Below are 18,488 nucleotides of genomic sequence, written 5' to 3' on the forward strand. Positions count from 1 at the left end.
GCATGGCAAAGAGTCGCAACAACCTTCTTGGCGTGGGCGGGCAGCGCAAGAAGATGCCCCGCTCCGGGGCGCAGAGCTCGGCCGCCGCAGGCGCCGAGGACCGCAGGTCAGCCGCTGACCAGAAGCAGGAACTGCTCCAGAAGATGCGCGAGCGGGCCGAGGGGGCCGGAGCGGCCGGAACCCCCGACGCCGAGGGCTGACCCACCGGGCAGCACCACAGCGCAGTACAACTCAACATCTCAGCAAAGCGACAACCGCACGGCACAGCACGGTGGGCCCGGATCGTCTCCACGATCCGGGCCCACCGTCATGTCCGCCGTCGGCTACCGCGCCCCGGCTACCGCACCGCACGTGGCAGCCGCAGGCTGAGCAGCGCGGTCACGGCGACCGCGGCCAGCTGTAGCAGCAGCGTCACCGCCAGCGCCTCCCGCATCCCCAGCGACGTCGTCAGGGACAGGAAGAGCGTGCCGAGCGTGGCCACCCCCAGCGCGAGCGACGCCTGCTGCGTCGTGGTCATCACGCCGCCGCCGACCCCGGCCCGTTCAGCCGGTACGTCGGAGAGCACGATCCGGAACAGCACCGGCAGCTGCAGTCCCTGGCCGAACCCGGCCAGCGCGGTGCCGGGAGCCAGGGCGGCGATGCCGAGACCGGACCAGTCCCACCAGACGGTCGCCGCCATCACCACGACGCCGACGGCCTGGATCAGACCGCCCGCGGTCACGACCCGGCTCGCGTACCTGCCGACCAGCCGGGGGCCCGCCAGCGATGCGGCGAAGAACGCCACCGCCATCGGTACGAGCGCGAGCCCCGCCGTCACCGGACCCATCCGCAGCCCCTGCTGGAGCGCGACCGCGATGACGAACATGAATCCGCCGAAACCGATCGAGAACGGCACCACCAGCGTGAGTCCGCGCCGCAGCGAGTCGAGCCGCAGCAGGCTCGGCGGCACCAGCGGCACCTCGCCCCTGCGGTCGGCCGCCCGCTCGGTGAGGTAGAACGCCGCCGCCGCGAACGGGAAGACGCCCAGTGAGATCCAGGTCCACAGCGGCCACCCGGCGGCCCGGCCCTCGGTCAGCGGCGCGAGGAGCGTCACCAGCGAGAGGGCGAGCAGCAGCGTGCCGGGTATGTCGACGGGCGCGGGCTTCTGCGACCGGGTCTCCGGTACGGAGCGGACCGCGAGCACCAGGCCGAGGAGCGCCACCGGCACATTGACGAGGAAGATCGACCGCCAGCCGGTGCCCGCCACGTCTGCGGCGACCAGGACACCGCCGAGGATCTGGCCGGCGACCATCGAGAGCCCGGCCGTGGCCCCGTAGAGCCCCATCGCCTTCGCCCGCCGCGGCCCCGCCGTGGCGGCCTGGATGGTGGCGAGCACCTGCGGGAGCATCAGCGCCGACGAGGCTCCCTGCGCCACCCGCGCGCCGACCAGCGTCCAGGCGTTGGGCGAGAGACCGCAGGCCAGCGAGGTGAGACCGAAGGCGGCCATACCGACCAGGAAGAGCCTGCGCCGCCCTGCCATATCCCCGAGCCGGCCGCCGAGCACGAGCAGCACGGCGTAGGCGACGCCGTATCCGGCGACGACCAGCTCCAGCATCGCGGGCCCCGCGGCCAGGTCGTGGTCGATGGTCGGCAGGGCGACATTGACGATGAAGAAGTCGATCAGCGGCAAAGCCGCCCCGAGCAGCACCGTGAACAGCCCCAGTGTGCCGAGCACCGGGGTGGGGTGGTCGTGCCGGTGGACAGGGCCGGGGACGGTGGGTGGAGTCCGTACTGTCGTGTCTGTCGTATTGACTGTCGTGCCTGTCGTATTGCTCACGGAGACGAGAATGCTCCGCCGCTCAGCCTGGTACCAGAGTCTCCTTATCCTGGTACAAGGAGTACCTGGCAATGGGCTGCCCGGTGCTGCACTCTGGTTCCATGACCACAGTGGCGCCGGAGACCGATGTACGCAGGCACGAGCTCGCCGACTTCCTGCGCAGCCGCCGGGAGCGCATCACGCCCGAGCAGGCGGGGCTGCCGCGCGGCTCCCGGCGCCGGACACCGGGGCTGCGCCGCGAGGAGGTCGCCCAGCTCTCCGCGGTGGGCGTCACCTGGTACACGTGGCTGGAGCAGGCGCGCGACATCACGGTCTCCCCGCAGGTCCTCGACGCCGTCGCCCGTACGCTCCTGCTCGACCTGCACGAACGCGCGCACCTCTTCTCGCTGGCCGGTGCGGTCGACCCGTCGCCCGGAGCGATCTGCCCCTCGATCACACCGGCGCTCTCGTCGCTGATCGAGCAGCTGGACCCCGTTCCGGCCTGCATCCAGAACAGCCGTTACGACATCCTCGCGTACAACCGCACGTACGGCCGGCTGCTCTGCGACCTCGACGCCATCGCCCCCGAGGACCGCAACTGCATGCTGCTCTCGTACACGAACGAGGACTGGCGGTCATCGGTCGTCGACCTCGACGCCATGTACCGGGTGATGGCCGCCAAGTTCCGCGCGTCGATGGCCGGGCATCTGGCGGAGCCCGCCTGGAAGGCGCTGCTCAAGCGGCTGGAGGCGGCTTCGCCCGAGTTCCGGAAGATCTGGGCCCGGCATGAGATCGTCGGCCCCGGCAGCAGGACCAAGCGCTTCCACAACCGGCACGTCGGCCCGCTGCTCGTGGACCACACCGACCTCTGGCTCGGCCCTGCGGCCGGTCCACGGCTGGTGACCTACGTACCGGCGAACGCCGAGTCCCGTGAGCGCCTTGAGCGGCTCTACGCGTTGGCGTCCGCCACCGTCTGAGCCGTCTCGGGGGCGTCCAGCCGCTCCGCGGTCCGCCGGGCCGAACGCTGCGCCCACTTCCCGCTGGTCAGCAGCCCGAAGGCCAGGACGGCGACACCGCACGCGGTGATGATCCACCAGGCGGTACGGCTGGCTCCGGCGAAGCCCCCGGTGTGCGTGGCGCCGTTCACACCCGAGGCCAGCACGGCCCCGATCACGGCGACACCCAGCGTCGATCCGATCTGCCGGCTGGTCGACGCGACGGCCGCCGCCACTCCGGCCTGCGCACGGGGCATCCCGGAGACGGCGGTGTTGGTGATCGGAGCGTTCACCATGCCGAAGCCGATCCCGAACAGTACGTAGCCGGTGAAGAGCAGCACCGTGTTCGTCTCCGCGTCGAGCACCGCGAAGACCAGTCCGCTCAGCGCCATCGCCACCCCGGCGACCAGCAGCGAGAGCCGTGGACCCCGGTTGCCCACCAGCCGTCCCGACAGCGGCGCGCAGACAAAGGTCAGCACCGCCATCGGCAGCATGTAGACGCCGGCGTGCAGCGCGGAGAGACCGCGGACGTCCTGGAGATACAGCGTGTTCAGGAAGAGGAAGCCACCGAGCGCGGCGAAGCCGCAGATCGCTATGACGGTGGCCCCGCTGAACGGCGCGCTGCGGAAGAAGCGCAGGTCGATCAGTGGTTCGGGGCGCCTCGGCTCGTACAGCACCAGCCCCGCGAGTGCCAGCAGGGCCACTCCCGTGAAGGACAGGATCAGCGGTGACGTCCACCCGGCCGCCGGCGCCTCGATGATCGCGTACGTCACCGAGCCCAGCAGCGCGATGACGAACAGCTGGCCCACCGGGTCCGGCCTGCGGCCCTTCGGAGCCCGCGACTCCGGTACGTAACGCCAGGTGAGCAGCAGCGCGGCGAGCCCCACCGGCAGATTGATCCAGAAGATCGAGCGCCAGCCGACCGAGTCCACGAGCAGGCCCCCGACGATCGGGCCGGCCGCCATCGAGATCCCGACGACGCCGCCCCAGACGCCGATGGCGCGGGCGCGTTCGCGCGGCTCGGTGAAGGTGTTGGTGATGATCGACATCGCGACCGGGTTGAGCATCGAGCCGCCGACCGCCTGCATCATCCGGAAGACGACCAGCGACTCCAGGTTGGGGGCGACCGAGCAGAGCGCCGAACCGAGGGTGAAGATCACCAGGCCCGCCTTGAAGACTCTGCGGCGGCCGATCCGGTCGGCCGTCGAGCCCGCGAGCATCAACAGCGAGGCCAGGACCAGGGTGTATGCGTCGATCGTCCACTGGAGTCCGGAGACCGATGCGTGCAGCTCCTTCTGCATCGACGGGAGGGCGACGTTCAGGACGGTGTTGTCGAGGCTGACGATCAGCAGACTCATGCAGCAGATCGCGAGCACCAGCATCCGCCGGCGGTGGTTGAGCTCGGGCATGTATGAATAGTACGGCTAACTAACGACTTCGGTGTACGTGTCACGCGGTACGCGTCCCGATGCAGCGTCCCTGCCTCGAAATATGTGGTCCATGTACACGCCAAGCTGTACACGACAAGCGGTACGCGACAATGGGTGCATGACCACGCTCTCCATCGGCCCGCACTCCGTGCAGCCGCCCGTCGTACTCGCCCCCATGGCGGGGATCACCAACGCCCCCTTCCGCACCCTCTGCCGTGAATTCAGCGGCGGGAAGGGCCTGTTCGTCAGCGAGATGATCACGACGCGGGCGCTGGTGGAGCGCAACGCCAAGACCATGCAGCTGATCCACTTCGACAAGACCGAGACACCGCGCTCGATCCAGCTGTACGGAGTGGATCCGGTCACGGTCGGCAAGGCGGTCAGCATGATCGTGGACGAGGATCTGGCCGACCACATCGACCTGAACTTCGGCTGCCCGGTGCCCAAGGTCACCCGCAAGGGCGGCGGCTCGGCGCTCCCGTTCAAGCGGCCGCTGCTGCGCGCGATCCTGCACGAGGCGGTCTCCAACGCGGGCGCCCTCCCGGTCACCATCAAGATGCGCAAAGGCATCAACGACGACCACCTCACCTATCTCGACGCGGGCCGGATCGCGGTCGACGAGGGCGTCACGGCCGTCGCGCTGCACGGCAGGACCGCCGCCCAGCACTACGGCGGGACCGCCGACTGGGACGCCGTCGCCCGGCTCAAGGAGCACGTCCCGGAGATCCCCGTCCTCGGCAACGGCGACATCTGGTGCGCGGACGACGCGCTGCGCATGATGCGGGAGACCGGCTGCGACGGCGTCGTTGTGGGGCGCGGCTGCCTGGGGCGGCCCTGGCTCTTCGCCGACCTGGTGAGCGGCTTCGAGGGGACGCCGACCCGGCAGGCGCCGACGCTGCGCGAGGTCGCGGCGGTCATGCTGCGGCACGCGACGCTGCTGGGGGAGTGGATCGGCGACGAGACCCGGGGCGTGATCGACTTCCGCAAGCACGTGGCCTGGTACCTGAAGGGCTTCGCGGTCGGCTCGGAGATGCGCAAGCGGCTCGCGGTCACCTCGTCGCTGGACGAGCTGGGCAGCCAGCTGAACGAGCTGAACCTGGACCAGCCGTGGCCGGACGGTGCGGACGGGCCGCGCGGGCGCACGTCGGGCAACAACCGGGTCGTCCTTCCCGACGGCTGGCTGAAGGACCCGTACGACTGCTCGGGCGTGAGCGCGGAGGCCGAACTCGACACGTCGGGCGGCTGAGAGCGGCGGCCCGTCGAGCGGCTGAGAACAGCCCGGCGGGGCCCGCCTCTGCCCTGCGCCTTCCGCCCCTCGCCCTCCGCTCATAAGAGCGAGAGCGAGGGGCGGCGGCTTTTCCCAGGAGAGAGCGCGAATCCGGGGCCATCAGCCCCATGCGAACGCGGCACTGAGTGCATGCTGCACCGCTATCTGAAGCTGAGTGTCCGACTGGCGATCCCCAAAGGTCCGAATAGTGGTTTCAGAGCCAGACGGATGGCGTGATTCTCGCCACCTCTGATCGCGCTCTTGCTCAGATGAGCGATTAAACATGGGCTGTACTTCTCAAAGGCTGGCACTCGGTGCCAGTCGCCACCCGTTCCTGCTGTGAACCCGATATCGCCAAGCGTGGCCGAAACTGCAACCGCTCAGCTACGTACAGCTGCGATGCCTTCAAGAGATGAACAATCGGGGTAATGAGCGCCGCTCTCTGGATCACTTTCGATCTGCTGGCAGACGAGTGGTTACGGCCGTACGACGACCAGGTGGACGTACCCAGGAGCCTTCGATCTGGGTATGTTCCTCGCCGTCAGGGCAGCCAGTCCGCGAGGAGTCGAGTCCCGTGCCGGAATCGAAGAACGCAGAACCCTACGTAACTCAGGCGCAAGCGCCGCAGAAGTTCGTTTATGACTTCACCGAAGGCAACCGCAACCTCAAGGACCTGCTCGGCGGGAAGGGTGCCAACCTCGCCGAGATGACCAACCTCGGTCTGCCCGTCCCTCCGGGCTTCACCATCACCACCGAGGCGTGCAAGACGTACCTCGGCAGCGGCGACGAGCCCGTCGAACTCCGCGACGAGGTCAGTGCGCACCTCGCCGCCCTGGAGAAGAAGATGGGCAAGGAGCTCGGCCAGGCCGACAACCCGCTGCTCGTCTCGGTCCGTTCGGGCGCCAAGTTCTCCATGCCGGGCATGATGGACACCGTTCTGAACATCGGCCTCTCGGACAAGTCCGTGGTCGGTCTCACAAAGCAGTCCGGCGACGAGCGCTTCGCCTGGGACTCCTACCGCCGCCTCATCCAGATGTTCGGCAAGACCGTCCTCGACGTCGACGGCGAACTCTTCGAGGAGGCCCTGGAGGCCGCGAAGAAGGCCAAGAAGGTCAGCGTCGACACGGATCTCGAAGCGGCCGACCTGAAGAAGCTGGTCTCCCGCTTCAAGAAGATCGTCAAGCAGGCCGCGGGGCGGGATTTCCCGCAGGACCCGCGCGAGCAGATGGACCTCGCCATAAGGGCCGTCTTCGAGTCGTGGAACACCGACCGGGCCAAGCTCTACCGGCGCCAGGAGCGCATCCCCGGCGACCTCGGCACCGCGGTCAACATCTGCTCGATGGTCTTCGGCAACCTCGGTCCCGACTCCGGTACGGGCGTCGCCTTCACCCGCGACCCGGCCAGTGGGCACCAGGGCGTCTACGGGGACTACCTGCAGAACGCGCAGGGTGAGGACGTCGTCGCGGGCATCCGCAATACCGTGGCACTCGCCGATCTGGAAAAGATCGACAAGAAGTCCTACGACCAGCTCATGCAGATCATGGAGACCCTGGAGACCCACTACAAGGATCTCTGCGACATCGAATTCACCATTGAGCGCGGCCAGTTGTGGATGCTCCAGACCCGCGTCGGCAAGCGCACCGCCGGCGCCGCGTTCCGGATCGCCACCCAGCTCGTCGACCAGGGACTGATCGACGAGGCCGAGGCGCTCCAGCGGGTGAACGGGGCACAGCTCGCGCAGCTGATGTTCCCGCGCTTCGACGACACCGCGAAGGTCGACAGGATCGGGCGGGGCATCGCGGCATCACCGGGCGCTGCGGTCGGCAAGGCGGTCTTCGACTCGTACACCGCGATCAAGTGGTCGCGCTCGGGCGAGAAGGTCATCCTGATCCGCCGCGAGACCAACCCGGACGACCTCGACGGCATGATCGCCGCCGAGGGCATCCTCACCTCGCGCGGCGGCAAGACCTCACACGCGGCCGTGGTGGCACGCGGCATGGGCAAGACCTGTGTCTGCGGCGCCGAGGAGATCGAGGTCGACACCAAGCGCCGCCGGCTGACCGCGCCGAACGGTGTGGTCGTCGAGGAGGGCGACATCGTCTCGATCGACGGCTCGTCCGGCAAGGTGTACGCGGGCGAGGTGCCGGTCGTACCGTCCCCGGTCGTCGAGTACTTCGAGGGCCGGATGCACGCGGGCGCCGACGACGCGGACGAGCTGGTCGAGGCCGTCCACCGGATCATGGCGTACGCGGACCGGCGCCGCCGGCTGCGGGTGCGGGCCAACGCGGACAACGCCGAGGACGCCCTGCGGGCCCGGCGGTTCGGCGCCCAGGGCATCGGGCTCTGCCGTACCGAGCACATGTTCCTCGGCGAGCGCCGCGAGCTGGTCGAGCGGCTGATCCTGGCCGACACGGACGACGAGCGCGAGAAGGCGCTCGGTGCGCTGCTGCCGCTCCAGAAGAAGGACTTCATCGAGCTGTTCGAGGCGATGGACGGGCTCCCCGTCACGGTCCGGCTGCTGGATCCGCCGCTGCACGAGTTCCTCCCGGACATCACCGAACTCTCGGTGCGTGTCGCCCTCGCCGAGTCCCGCAAGGACGCCAACGAGAACGACCTGCGCCTTCTGCAGGCCGTGCACAAGCTCCACGAGCAGAACCCGATGCTGGGTCTGCGCGGGGTGCGTCTCGGACTGGTCATCCCGGGCCTGTTCGCCATGCAGGTACGGGCCATCGCCGAGGCGGCGGCAGCCCGCAAGGCCGCCAAGGGCGACCCGCGCGCGGAGATCATGATTCCGCTGGTGGGCACGGTCCAGGAGCTGGAGATCGTCCGCGAGGAGGCCGACCGCGTCATCGCGGAGGTGGAGGCCGCCACGGGCACGGAGCTGATACTGACCATCGGCACCATGATCGAACTGCCGCGTGCCGCGCTGACGGCGGGCCAGATCGCCGAGGCCGCGCAGTTCTTCTCGTTCGGCACGAACGACCTCACCCAGACGGTCTGGGGCTTCTCCCGCGACGACGTGGAGGCCTCGTTCTTCACCGCGTACCTGGAGAAGGGCATCTTCGGCGTCTCCCCGTTCGAGACGATCGACCGGGACGGGGTCGGCTCCCTGGTCCGCAGCGCCTGCGAAGCGGGCCGCGCGACCCGCCCCGACCTCAAACTGGGCGTCTGCGGCGAACACGGCGGCGACCCGGAGTCGGTGCACTTCTTCCACCAGGTGGGCCTGGACTACGTCTCGTGCTCCCCGTTCCGCATCCCGGTGGCCAGGCTCGAAGCCGGCCGGGCAGCGGCCCAGTCGGACGGCAGCGACAGCCGCTGACAGACCCCCGGAGCCGCCGTCGGGTTCACCCCGACCCTCACCGACCCCGTCGGCGGCTCCGGTGCACCGGACGGAGGGGCGGCACCCGTGCGGGGATGCCGTCCCTCCTGGCGTGCGGGGGCGGGGCGGGTGCGTCTCAGAGGTCGTCGCAGTCGGCCTCAGCGGCCTCCTCTCCGTAGGCGCGGAGCCTCCGGCCCCGGCTCTCCGCGACTCGGAGAACATCGCGGAGCGATTCGGTCAGCCGGGCGGCCAGGTAGCGGAACTCGTCGGCGGACACGCCGCGCCCGGAACTCCCTAGGGAGGACGGGACACCGCACGGTGGAAAGGTCTGATCGGCCGACGGGACGGAGCGATGTCAGCCGTGCGCCTTCGCCATGGCTGCGACCGCCTTGATGACGACGTCCGGACGGTCAGCCGGAACGTCGTGAGAGCTTCCCTTCGCGACGACAAGGTTCCGGTTGGAGGCGGCCTTCGCGAACCGGGTCTGGGCGTCCCGCCACAGCTGTGCGTCCGCGGGGGTGTCGAAGGGCGTCTTCGCTGACGCGATCACCGTCGCGGGGACACTCTGCGGCCAGGAGGTCTGGTGGTAAGCGTGGTGCATCGGGCCGTAGTTGTCCGCCGTGGCCAGCAGCTGGCGGATTTCCTTCGTCGAGACCTGGCCGTCGAGTTGCGCCACCTGTGCCCGGTTCGCGGCCTCGATCCTCGCGGTTTCGCCGTCCGTGTAGAAATTCGGCAGGCTGGCGTCGACGAGGACGGCGCCCGAGACCCATTTCGGGTGCTTCTTCGCGAAGTACGTGGCGACCTCGCCCGCCTGGGAGTGCGAGACGAGAACCACGTCATGGGTGGCGCCCAGCTTGGTGAGGCCGGCCTCCAGGTCGGAAGCGGCGTTCTGCGGGTTCCAGGCGCCGACGACCTCGTCACTCTGCCCGATTCCGGAGCGGTCATAAGTGATGACCTCGGATCCGGTCTTCTTGGCCAGGGCAGGAGCGATCTTCTGCCACTGCGACGAGTCCAGGCCCCCGCCTGCGTCCAGGACGATGGCCGGAAGGTGGCCGGGCGTGACTTGGAAGGCCAGTTTGTGACCGTTGTTCGAAATCATGTGGAGTGAAGAACCCGCGGTAGTGGTGGCCGACGGCCGGCTCGACCGGGCCGGTGCGTCCGCGGCGGAAGCGGTGGAGTTCCCGCAGGCCACGAGGGCCCCCGTCACGACCGCGGCCAGGGCCGCTGTCGCGAACACTGCCGTACGGCGACGCGGCGTCGTGCGTGCACTCATGAGCTGGCTCCTGAAGGCTAAGTGGTCGGCTCCGGAAGTCCTTCGGGGGTTGATCAGGCTGCCAGGGCGACGGAGGATTCTTCTTGTCGGTCGGCTGGTGTGTGTCGGTCGAGCCGGGCCAGCAGATCGTCCAGGTCGGAGGTGGTGAACCTCCACCGGAACGGCTGTGCCATGGCGTTGTAGCGGTCTTCGAATGCTCGGAGCCGGTCCCGGACCTGGGTGAGGTCCGTGAAGTCGTTGGGTTGGACGACCTTGCGCTGGACGATGGAGAAGAAGATCTCTATCTGGTTCGTCCAGGAGGCGTGGACGGGGGTGTGGACCATGACGGCGTTCGGAAACCTGCTGGCCAGGCGGTCGATAGCCCGTTGGCCGCGGTGGGAGGAGCCGTTGTCGACGACCCAGAAGACGCGTTTCGCGCTGGCATAGGGCTCGGTGGTCATGACCTGCTCGACCAGGGCCATGAACGGCATGATGCCGGTCTTGGGCTCGCAGCGGCCGAAGACCTTCGCCTGGTGGACGTCGTAGGCGGCCAGGTAGGCCAGCGCGCCGCCACGGCCGTACTCGTGGTTGACGCGCATCGCCCGGGCCCGGCCCGGGGCCAGGGTCGGATGACAGCGGCAGCGGGCCTGGACGGAGGTCTTCTCGTCGCTGGAGACGACGTACTCGTCCTCGCCCAGCGGGACACCCTCGAACGTGCGGGCGTACAGGTCCAGGACACGCTGGGCCTTGGCGCGGAAGTTGGGGGCGCGGATGAAAATCCAGGACCGGTACTGCCAGGGCTTGAGCGCGTCCTCGCGCAGCCATCGGCGCACCGTGGACGCGGAGACGCTGTCGGTGATCCCGCGCGCGGTCAGCTCGGCGGCCAGCTCCGGGCAGGACCAGCGCGACAGCGGCACGCCGGTCTCGGCGGGTAACTGGCAGGCCAGCGCCTTGGCCTCGGCGACCTGCACGGGCGTGAAACGCGCCGGGCGCCCGGAGCGCTTGCGGTCGGCCAGGGCCGGCAGCCCGCCGGCGGCGAACCGGCCGCGCCAGGCACGAGCCGTGTCCAGGTGCAGGCCCGTCTCGCGGGCGATCCGCGCGTTGGAGCGCCCCCGCGCCGCGTGCAGGACGACCTGCGCGCGGACCCGCAGCCGGTACTCGGTCTTGTGGCCGTAGGCCATCTTCTTCACCCGCTCGCGGACGGCGGCGGTCAGGGCTATCGGGCGGGCCAGGGCAACGGGCATGGCAGGCGGGCCGATCGGGAGAAGCGGATCAGGACGGTCGCAGCCTGCCGCACCCGGTGCCGGCACTCCTGCCGCAGCGAAGACTGACTGCTCTCACCCCCCCCCAGAAGCCGGAGCCACTCGGTGGCGCCTTCAACCTGACGCTGTGGGTGCCCCGCCTGTCGCGAGGTTGGAAGGCCATCGTCAGCCCGGCGGGTCACTCCCCGACGAGGCCGTCTACCGACTCCCTGATGAGGTCGGCGTGGCCGATGTGCCGCGCGTACTCCTCAATCAGGTCGATCAGGATGCGTCGCAGATTGGGTGACTGGCCGCTGGAGGTGGTGTATCGGCCCAACTGCTCCGGGCCGCCGTGGGTCAGCGCCTCCTCGACCACGGAGCGGGAGCGGGCCACGGCCTCTTGCCAGAACGCCATCAGCTGCTCGGGGGTGTCCTTGGCGGCCGAGCGCCACTCCCAGTCGGGTTCGGCGTCCCAGTCCACCGTGTCCCACGGGGCTCCCGGCCCCCGCCCGAGCAGCAGCCGGGCGAAATGGGTGTCCTCGACGTTGGCCATGTGCTTGAGCAGGCCGCCCAGGGTCACCGACGAGACGCCGACCGTTGCCCTCATGCCAGCCGCATCCAGCCCGCCGCACTTCCACGCCAAGGTCGCGCGCTGGCGCTCCAAGGAGCCCAGAAGAGCGGCGGTCTCGTCGCCCGCGAGGGGAGGTTCCGGGCGGTCTCGTTCATCCGTGTGAGTCATGGCTGGTGAGCCTATCGAGAGGGCCGGCACCCGGACCAGGGGCTTTCGCGCTACCGTCCAGCGGCCAACCTCAGCGGTCACGGATCGGCGAGACAGGACACCGGCACGATTCGGCAGGATGGCCGCCATGCCCACGACGCCGGAGTACACCCAACTGTCACTCGCCCAGCGGCTGACCGAACACGCCCGCACCGCCTGGCCGCAACTGACGGACCTGCACATCCGCCACCGCGGGCAGTTCGCCTACGTGGAAGGCGAACTGGCCGACGGCGAACGGGTCAAACTGATGCGCCTGCGCTACAGCGGCACCGCGAGCCGATGGGGCTTCGCCCTCTACTACGCCAGCAGCGACCGCTACGAGGACTCCCTGCTACCCACCGGTACCTTCGCCGGCACCCCCGAAGACGCCCTCGACTGCGCCTGCCAGCTCCACCTCGCCGGACCCGAACTCTGACCAAGCGACAGACACACCAGCGACTCCGGAGTCAACCCCCGAAGGACTTCCGGAGCCGACCACTAAGTACCGTGCGCCGACCGGCTCGTTACCGGCTTCGGCGGGTTCTGGTGAACGCCTTCAGTCTTGTCGGACCCCGGCCGTTGAACGATGGGGCTGCCGGGTGAGTACGGGTGTACCTGAACCTGAACCGTGGGTGGTGCTGCCCCCCCCCGGCAGGGGGGGCAGGACCGCCCCTCAGTCGTCGATTCCCGACCGCTCCACCCCCGCCACGATGTGCCGTTGCAGCAGCAGGAACACCAGCAGCAGCGGCACGATCGACACCGCCGCCGCGATGAACAGCTCGTGGATGTTGACCACTTGGCCCGTCGTGAAGGTCGAAAGGGCGACCTGCACCGTCCACGCGTTCTTGTCCTGGCCGATCACCAGCGGCCACAGGAAGGCGTTCCACGCGCCGATGAAGACGATCGTGCCGACCGCCGCGAAGAGGGGGGCGGAGTTCGGGACCACGATGCGCCAGTACGTGCGCCAGTAACCGAGGCCGTCGACCTTCGCCGCGTCCTCCAGTTCCTGCGGGAAGCCCAGGAAGTACTGGCGGAAGATGAAGCAGGCGAACGCCGAGAACAGCGTCGGGATGATCAGGCCGCGCAGTGTGGAGATCCAGCCGAGCGTGGAGACCAGCACGAAGCTCGGTACGAACGTCACCGCCGCCGGGACCATCAGGGTGCCGAGGATCGCGTAGAACACCTTGTTCGCGTGGCGGTACGGGATACGGGCCAGGCCGTACCCCGCCAGTGACGCCAGCAGGACCGTGCCGAGTGTGGTGGCCACCGCGATCAGGGCCGAGTTCAGCAGGGAGCGGGCCATCGGGACCGCCGGGTCGTCGAACAGCTCGCGGACGTTCGACCACTGCAGGTGGGCGGGGAAGAACGTCCACGCCGGTGAGGTGATGTCCTGCTCGGTGGACAGCCCGTTCCGCAGCAGCAGATAGAACGGGATGAGGAAGAGCGCCGCCAGCGCGATCAGCAGGACCGTGCGCAGGGCCCGCCCTGCCCGTACCAGGGCGTCGTCCCGACGGGGCGTACTGGCGCGGCGGGGCATGTCGGTGCTGCGGGGCATTGTCAGTCCTCCGTCCTGCCGAGCCCGAACCAGCGGGCCTGGACGATCGTCACCACCGCGATGATCAGGGCGAGAATGACCGCCCCCGCACTGCCCAGACCGAGGTTCTGCCCCTGCCCGAGCGCCGTGTAGTAGAGGTACACGAGCGGCGGCCGCGCGTACGGCGGATAGCCCCGGGAGTCGCTCAGCAGGTTGTAGAACTCGTCGAACGCCTGGAACGCGTTGATCACGAGCAGCAGCACCACGGCGACCGAGGTCGCCCGCAGCTGCGGGAACGTGATGTGCCGGAAGACCTGCCAGCCGGGGCGCGCACCGTCGACGGCGGCCGCCTCGTACAGCTGCGGCGCGATCCGCTGGAGCCCGGCGAGGAACAGCACCATGTAGAACCCCGCCTGGAGCCAGAGCCGCAGGGTCACGATCACCAGCCAGTACCAGGGCGGGTGGGTCGTCGAGAGCCACGCGGTCTGGTCCGCGCCGAACCAGCCGAGCACGGTGTTCGCCAGCCCGAACCGGACCCCGTTGAAGATGGAGAGCTTCCAGATCATCGAGGCGACCACATAGGAGCAGGCCGCCGGGAGGAAGAAGACCGACCGGAAGAAGGACTGCGCGAACCGCAGCCGGTTCACCATCAGCGCCAGGGCGAGCGAGAGCACGTACGTCGCCGGGACGATGAACAGTGAGAAGACCGCGAACGTCCACAGACTGGAGGTGAACGCGCCGTCGCTCAGCATCGACGTGTAGTTGCCGAGGCCGATGAAGTGCGTCGGTGAGACCGTGTTGTGGGCGTCGAAGAAACTCAGGTAGAGGCTCCACAGCAGCGGTACGTACGTGAAGAGCCCGAGGCCGGCGGCGAAGGGTCCGACGAAGATCCAGAACCAGAGCGTGCGGTGTCTCACTGGTCCCTCACGACTTCTTCTGTACCCGCTGGAGCTCACCGTTGGTCTTGCGGACGACCGCCTTGACCTCGGTCTCCGGGTTGGCGCCGTCCTTGATGATCCGGTTGAGGGCGTCCTGGTACGCGACCTGGCAGGCGGGTGTCCACAGCAGCGGCTGGGCCCAGCCGCTGTCGGTGGCGTACCGGACCGCGTCCGCCGCCGCCCCCTCCCGCAGCTTCGCCGCCTTCTTCGCGAGGGAGATCCGGGCCGGGATGTGGAATCCGTACGAGAGGGCGAAATCCTCCTGGTACGAGGTCCGTTCGATCCACAGCCACTGGGCGAACTCCTTGGCCTCTGCGCGGTGTTTGCTGTGTGCGCTGACCGCCGAGCTGTACGCCCCGACCGGGACGGAGGGCTTTCCGGCCGCGCCGTCCTTGGGGAAGGGGAGCACGCCGAAGTCGTCACCCAGCGCCTTCTTGACCGCGGGAAGTGCCCACAGGCCGCACCACTGCATGGCGGTGAGCCCCTGCACGAACGCGGACGGGTCGGACCAGTCCGCCGGTGCGCCGAGCAGCAGCGACTTGTCGGCGTACAGCCGGTGGAACTTGGCCAGCGTGCGGGCCGCAGCCGGATCGTCGAAGCCCGTCTTCCCGTCCTCGGTGACGAGGCTGAGCCCGGCCGCGTAGAGCGGAGTGCCGCCGAGAACGCCCGCGCCGCCGTCGTTGCCGAGGAACAGGCCCTTGACCTTCTTGTCGGTCAACGTCTTTGCCGCGTCCACGAGTTCGTCGAGCGTCTGCGGCGGCTGGACGTTCGCGTCCTTGAGCAGGCTCTTGCGGTAGTAGAGGAGCTGGGTGTCGATGGTCTGCGGGATGCCCCAGATCTTCCCGTCGTGGGTCTTCGGCGCGAGAACCGCCTGGTTGAAGTCGTTCTTCACCCCGTCGAAGAGATCGGTCAGATCGGTGACCTGGCCGCCCTGGATCTGGTCCAGGGTCGGGCCGTTCACCTCGAAGACGTCGGGGCCCGACGAGGACAGCAGCGCGGCGGCGGTCTGCTGGTCGTAATTGCCCGGCCGCCACTGGATCTTGACGGTCGCCTTGCGGTAGGCGGCCGCGTACCGCCGCACGGCCTGCTCGGTCCCGGCCTCGCCGTACTGGTGGTACCACTGCTGGAGCGTGGGCCCGTTGCCGCCCGAACTTCCGTCGTCCCGGCCCGTGTTGGACCCGCACGCGGCGGCGAGTGCCCCCGTCAGTGCGAGGCTGCCACTGGTGGCGAGAAGTCGCCTGCGGCTGATGGTCATGGTGCGTCCCCCTGGCTCCGGCCGGTGTCGGTCCTCAGCGTCTGGATCTCTGGTGTCTGGAGTGTCTGGTCTGTTGTACGCGGGTTGCTGTACGAGGGTGTGCTGTACGCGCTTTTGCTGTACGCCCTAACGATCAACCATGGTGCGGGATTGCGACAGGGGTGCTGCGCGGACATGTCGGCCGGTGGCCCGTACGGGTTTCCGTACGACCGATGAGTTTCCGGGTGGCCCGGCGTCTACATCTCCGAAGGGCGCGCCGCTGGGCGGGCCACCAGGCTGAGATGAGAGAAGAGCCCGCAATGCCTCAGATGATCTTCGTCAATCTGCCGGTCAAGGACCTTGAGGTCTCCAAGGCCTTCTTCACGGCGCTGGGTTACACGATCAACCCGCAGTTCACCGATGAGAACGCGGCCTGTGTCGTGATCAGCGACACGATCTTCGCGATGCTGATCACGGAACCGTTCTTCAAGCAGTTCACCAAGAAGGAGATCGCCGACGCGACCAGGACCACCGAGGTGCTGGTCTGTCTCAGCGCCGAGAGCAGAGCGGACGTCGACCGGCTGACCGACACCGCGCTGGCCTCCGGCGGCTCGCCCGCGAACGAGCCCCAGGATCAGGGGCCGATGTACGGGCGCTCCTTCCAGGACCCGGACGGCCACATCTGGGAGGTCATGTGGATGGACCCCGCGGCGGTCCAGAGCTGACGGAGCAAGGGCTGGCCGATTAAGGCCGGCGGGTTCAGTCAGGGCCTGCCCCCGGCCGCCGGCGCGATCCACGGGAGGGCCGCCCCCGGCCGCCCGGCGGCGGGGCGGGTCAGGCCGGGCCCGTGCCGCGCCCCTTGGTGCCCAGGGTGTCCAGGCCCTGGTACGTCACCCCGGTGAGCTGCTCGGACGCCGTCCAGAGCCGCTCGCTCGCCACGTCGTTCGTCGTCCACTTCATCCGCCGGGACGGCCCGGGGGCTCCGCGCCAGCCCAGGAATTTCGGCCCGGTGAACGAATCGGGCAGGACGCAGGGATCGGTGGCCGCGTAGAGCGTGGGCAGCGCACCGACCTCGGCCGGCTGGGCGAACACGCGGTTGCCGAGCTCCAGCCACCGCTCGGCGCGCTTACGGCCCTCCATCCTCGCCCCGGCGGTCTGGAGGTTGGTCTCCGCATAACCGGGGTGCGCGGCGGCCGCGACGAGGCCGGACCCGACGGCGGCGAGGCGCCGCGTCAGCTCGTGGACGAAGAGCAGATTCGCCGTCTTGGAGCGTCCGTAGGCGACCCAACGGCGGTAGTCACGCTCGCTGTTGAGGTCGTGGATGTCGATATTGCCGATGACGTGGAGCCCGCTGGAGACGCTCACCACGCGCGCCTCCGGTGTGTCCAGCAGCTTCGGGATGAGCAGCCCGGTGAGGGCGAAGTGCCCGAGGTGGTTCACCCCGAACTGTGTCTCGAACCCGTCGGCGGTCGTGCCGTACGGCAGGGCCATGACGCCCGCGTTGTTGATGAGCAGGTCGAGGCGCTCGGCGCGGACGGCGGAAGCGAACGCCCTCACGGACGACAGGTCCGCGAGATCCAGGCGTACGAACTCGGCCTCCGCACCCGGAATTTCGTCCCGTATCAGGGCTTCCGCCTCCTTGCCGCGCGTCTCGCTGCGGCACGCGAGGATCACCCGTGCGCCCCGCCGGGCCAGCTCACGTGCGGTCACGAGGCCGATACCGCTGTTGGCTCCGGTGACCACCGCCGTGCGCCCGCTCTGGTCGGGGATGTCGCCCGCGTTCCAGCCCTTGGTCATGGTTGCAGCGGTCATGGTTCCAGCGTACGACCGGCATCGCGGTCAGGCAGCCGCGCCTCCGTCGATCACCAGGTCGGCCCCCACCACGGACGCGGCGTCCTGCGAGGCCAGATAGAGCACGGCCGCCGCGACCTCCGAGGTGGACGCCACCCGGCCGAGCGGCGACTGTCCCTTCATCCGGGCCGCGCGCTCCGTCCCGCTCTCGCCCGGCCGCAGCGACATGGCGGTGTCGGCCGCGCCGGGGCTGACGGCGTTGATCCGGACACCGTCGCCGATGTGGTCGAGAGCGGCCGCGCGGGTGAGCGCGGAGACGGCCGCCTTGGCCGCGATGTACCCGGCGGCGCCCGGAGCGCGGCGGTGCGCGCCGAGATTGGACGCGATGTTGACGATGGCCCCGCCGGTCGGCTGGCCCTTCATCTGCGCCACTTCGGCCTGGAGGCAGAGCAGTACGCCCGTGACGTTCGTGTCGAGCAGGGTGTGCCAGTCGTCCTCGGTGAGGTCGGCTACGGGGGCGCCGCCCCGGAACACCCCGGCGTTGTTGACGGCCACATCGAGGCCGCCGAAGTGCTCGACGGTACGGCGGACGAGCGTGCGCACCTCGTCCGAGCGCGACACATCGGCGGTGACCGCGAGCGCGGTTCCGCCGTCCTTCGTGATCAGCGCGGCCGTCGCGTCGAGCGCGGCGGCGGTGCGGCCGGATACGACCACCGAGGCGCCTTCGGCGGCGAAGGCCAGCGCGATGGCCCTGCCGAGCCCGGAGCCCGCGCCGGTGACGAGGACGGTTCTGCCGGTGAAGCGCGCATTCATCTGAGGGGCTCCCGTGCTGGTGTGTGCTGTCTATGGGATCGAGCTGCTGGTATCGAGCTGCGTGATTGGATCGGGCGTTCTGGTATGGATCCAGGCGAGGGAGGGTGTGCGTATGGAACGCG

17 protein-coding genes are annotated in these 18,488 nt (G+C 69.2%); 6 read left to right on the top strand and 11 right to left on the bottom strand.

Features of this window, described 5'->3' with window-relative positions:
- Positions 1-2 precede the first annotated feature (2 nt).
- Complete coding sequence (locus tag OG452_RS24355; protein ID WP_327297698.1) at positions 3-200, top strand: DUF6243 family protein; 198 nt, start codon at positions 3-5, stop codon at positions 198-200.
- 137 nt (positions 201-337) lie between these two features.
- Here OG452_RS24355 and OG452_RS24360 read toward each other — a convergent pair whose 3' ends face one another.
- Positions 338-1,714 carry an MFS transporter gene (locus OG452_RS24360; RefSeq protein ID WP_327299763.1) on the bottom strand — a complete coding sequence of 459 codons (1,377 nt, stop codon included), beginning with the start codon at positions 1,712-1,714 and terminating at the stop codon, positions 338-340.
- Between the two features lie 203 nt (positions 1,715-1,917).
- Between OG452_RS24360 and OG452_RS24365 the strand changes: the two genes are divergently transcribed.
- Complete coding sequence (locus OG452_RS24365) at positions 1,918-2,772, top strand: helix-turn-helix transcriptional regulator (protein WP_327297699.1); 855 nt, start codon at positions 1,918-1,920, stop codon at positions 2,770-2,772.
- Here the strand turns inward: OG452_RS24365 and OG452_RS24370 are convergent.
- Positions 2,745-4,199, bottom strand: a complete 1,455-nt coding sequence (locus tag OG452_RS24370) for an MFS transporter (RefSeq protein ID WP_327297700.1) — start codon at positions 4,197-4,199, stop codon at positions 2,745-2,747. The genes OG452_RS24365 and OG452_RS24370 overlap by 28 nt on opposite strands.
- A 139-nt stretch (positions 4,200-4,338) precedes the next feature.
- Here OG452_RS24370 and dusB point away from each other — a divergent pair, with 139 nt between their 5' ends.
- Both dusB and ppdK read left to right on the top strand, forming a co-directional pair.
- Positions 4,339-5,466: a tRNA dihydrouridine synthase DusB gene (gene dusB, locus OG452_RS24375; protein WP_327297701.1), complete on the top strand. Its 1,128-nt coding sequence runs from the start codon at positions 4,339-4,341 to the stop codon at positions 5,464-5,466.
- A 595-nt stretch (positions 5,467-6,061) separates the two neighbouring features.
- Entirely contained in the window at positions 6,062-8,806 is a 2,745-nt protein-coding gene (gene ppdK / locus OG452_RS24380; RefSeq protein WP_327297702.1) for a pyruvate, phosphate dikinase, read from the top strand.
- A 136-nt stretch (positions 8,807-8,942) separates the two neighbouring features.
- Here ppdK and OG452_RS24385 read toward each other — a convergent pair whose 3' ends face one another.
- The 4 genes from OG452_RS24385 to OG452_RS24400 form a co-directional block, all read right to left on the bottom strand.
- Positions 8,943-9,083 (bottom strand): hypothetical protein, encoded by a 141-nt coding sequence (locus OG452_RS24385; protein ID WP_327297703.1) that lies wholly within the window; start codon positions 9,081-9,083, stop codon positions 8,943-8,945.
- Between the two features lie 78 nt (positions 9,084-9,161).
- Positions 9,162-10,079, bottom strand: coding sequence for an alpha/beta fold hydrolase (locus tag OG452_RS24390; RefSeq protein WP_327297704.1), 918 nt, complete (start codon positions 10,077-10,079; stop codon positions 9,162-9,164).
- 53 nt (positions 10,080-10,132) lie between these two features.
- The gene (locus tag OG452_RS24395; RefSeq protein ID WP_327297705.1) at positions 10,133-11,302 is read right to left on the bottom strand and encodes an IS630 family transposase; all 1,170 of its coding nucleotides are present in this window, start codon (positions 11,300-11,302) and stop codon (positions 10,133-10,135) included.
- Positions 11,303-11,498: 196 nt separating this feature from the next.
- On the bottom strand, positions 11,499-12,260 hold the full coding sequence (locus OG452_RS24400; protein ID WP_327297706.1) for a DinB family protein: 762 nt from the start codon (positions 12,258-12,260) through the stop codon (positions 11,499-11,501).
- Between OG452_RS24400 and OG452_RS24405 the strand changes: the two genes are divergently transcribed.
- Complete coding sequence (locus OG452_RS24405; protein WP_327299894.1) at positions 12,166-12,492, top strand: hypothetical protein; 327 nt, start codon at positions 12,166-12,168, stop codon at positions 12,490-12,492. The two genes, OG452_RS24400 and OG452_RS24405, sit on opposite strands and share 95 nt — an antisense overlap.
- Before the next feature lie 237 nt (positions 12,493-12,729).
- Here the strand turns inward: OG452_RS24405 and OG452_RS24410 are convergent, their stop codons facing one another.
- The 3 genes from OG452_RS24410 to OG452_RS24420 are packed head-to-tail and all read right to left on the bottom strand — an operon-like array spanning position 12,730 to position 15,783.
- Complete coding sequence (locus tag OG452_RS24410) at positions 12,730-13,611, bottom strand: carbohydrate ABC transporter permease (RefSeq protein ID WP_327297707.1); 882 nt, start codon at positions 13,609-13,611, stop codon at positions 12,730-12,732.
- 2 nt (positions 13,612-13,613) lie between these two features.
- Positions 13,614-14,546, bottom strand: a complete 933-nt coding sequence (locus OG452_RS24415; protein WP_327297708.1) for a carbohydrate ABC transporter permease — start codon at positions 14,544-14,546, stop codon at positions 13,614-13,616.
- The gene (locus OG452_RS24420; RefSeq protein ID WP_327297709.1) at positions 14,515-15,783 is read right to left on the bottom strand and encodes an ABC transporter substrate-binding protein; all 1,269 of its coding nucleotides are present in this window, start codon (positions 15,781-15,783) and stop codon (positions 14,515-14,517) included. The genes OG452_RS24415 and OG452_RS24420 overlap by 32 nt, the downstream gene beginning before the upstream one ends.
- A gap of 299 nt (positions 15,784-16,082) precedes the next feature.
- Between OG452_RS24420 and OG452_RS24425 the strand changes: the two genes are divergently transcribed.
- On the top strand, positions 16,083-16,487 hold the full coding sequence (locus OG452_RS24425; RefSeq protein WP_327297710.1) for a VOC family protein: 405 nt from the start codon (positions 16,083-16,085) through the stop codon (positions 16,485-16,487).
- A 109-nt stretch (positions 16,488-16,596) separates the two neighbouring features.
- Here the strand turns inward: OG452_RS24425 and OG452_RS24430 are convergent, their stop codons facing one another.
- Complete coding sequence (locus tag OG452_RS24430) at positions 16,597-17,559, bottom strand: oxidoreductase (RefSeq protein WP_327299764.1); 963 nt, start codon at positions 17,557-17,559, stop codon at positions 16,597-16,599.
- Positions 17,560-17,601: 42 nt separating this feature from the next.
- A complete protein-coding gene (locus tag OG452_RS24435; protein ID WP_327297711.1) occupies positions 17,602-18,366 on the bottom strand; it encodes an SDR family NAD(P)-dependent oxidoreductase in 765 nt (254 codons plus the stop codon).
- Between the last annotated feature and the right edge of the window lie 122 nt (positions 18,367-18,488).

The sequence above is a fragment of the Streptomyces sp. NBC_01197 genome, assembly GCF_036010505.1.
Taxonomy (GTDB): Bacteria; Actinomycetota; Actinomycetes; order Streptomycetales; family Streptomycetaceae; genus Streptomyces.

What these genes read in the sequence shown, in the direction of transcription:
- OG452_RS24430 (WP_327299764.1), bottom strand. Translation starts at nt 17,559, where the DNA reads ATGACCAAGGGCTGGAACGCGGGCGACATCCCCGACCAGAGCGGGCGC.
- OG452_RS24410 (WP_327297707.1), bottom strand. Translation starts at nt 13,611, where the DNA reads ATGCCCCGCAGCACCGACATGCCCCGCCGCGCCAGTACGCCCCGTCGG.
- OG452_RS24400 (WP_327297706.1), bottom strand. Translation starts at nt 12,260, where the DNA reads ATGTGCAGGTCCGTCAGTTGCGGCCAGGCGGTGCGGGCGTGTTCGGTC.
- OG452_RS24390 (WP_327297704.1), bottom strand. Translation starts at nt 10,079, where the DNA reads ATGAGTGCACGCACGACGCCGCGTCGCCGTACGGCAGTGTTCGCGACA.
- OG452_RS24420 (WP_327297709.1), bottom strand. Translation starts at nt 15,783, where the DNA reads ATGACCATCAGCCGCAGGCGACTTCTCGCCACCAGTGGCAGCCTCGCA.
- OG452_RS24365 (WP_327297699.1), top strand. Translation starts at nt 1,918, where the DNA reads ATGACCACAGTGGCGCCGGAGACCGATGTACGCAGGCACGAGCTCGCC.
- OG452_RS24355 (WP_327297698.1), top strand. Translation starts at nt 3, where the DNA reads ATGGCAAAGAGTCGCAACAACCTTCTTGGCGTGGGCGGGCAGCGCAAG.
- OG452_RS24435 (WP_327297711.1), bottom strand. Translation starts at nt 18,366, where the DNA reads ATGAATGCGCGCTTCACCGGCAGAACCGTCCTCGTCACCGGCGCGGGC.
- OG452_RS24425 (WP_327297710.1), top strand. Translation starts at nt 16,083, where the DNA reads ATGCCTCAGATGATCTTCGTCAATCTGCCGGTCAAGGACCTTGAGGTC.
- OG452_RS24370 (WP_327297700.1), bottom strand. Translation starts at nt 4,199, where the DNA reads ATGCCCGAGCTCAACCACCGCCGGCGGATGCTGGTGCTCGCGATCTGC.
- OG452_RS24405 (WP_327299894.1), top strand. Translation starts at nt 12,166, where the DNA reads ATGCCCACGACGCCGGAGTACACCCAACTGTCACTCGCCCAGCGGCTG.
- OG452_RS24395 (WP_327297705.1), bottom strand. Translation starts at nt 11,302, where the DNA reads ATGCCCGTTGCCCTGGCCCGCCCGATAGCCCTGACCGCCGCCGTCCGC.
- dusB (WP_327297701.1), top strand. Translation starts at nt 4,339, where the DNA reads ATGACCACGCTCTCCATCGGCCCGCACTCCGTGCAGCCGCCCGTCGTA.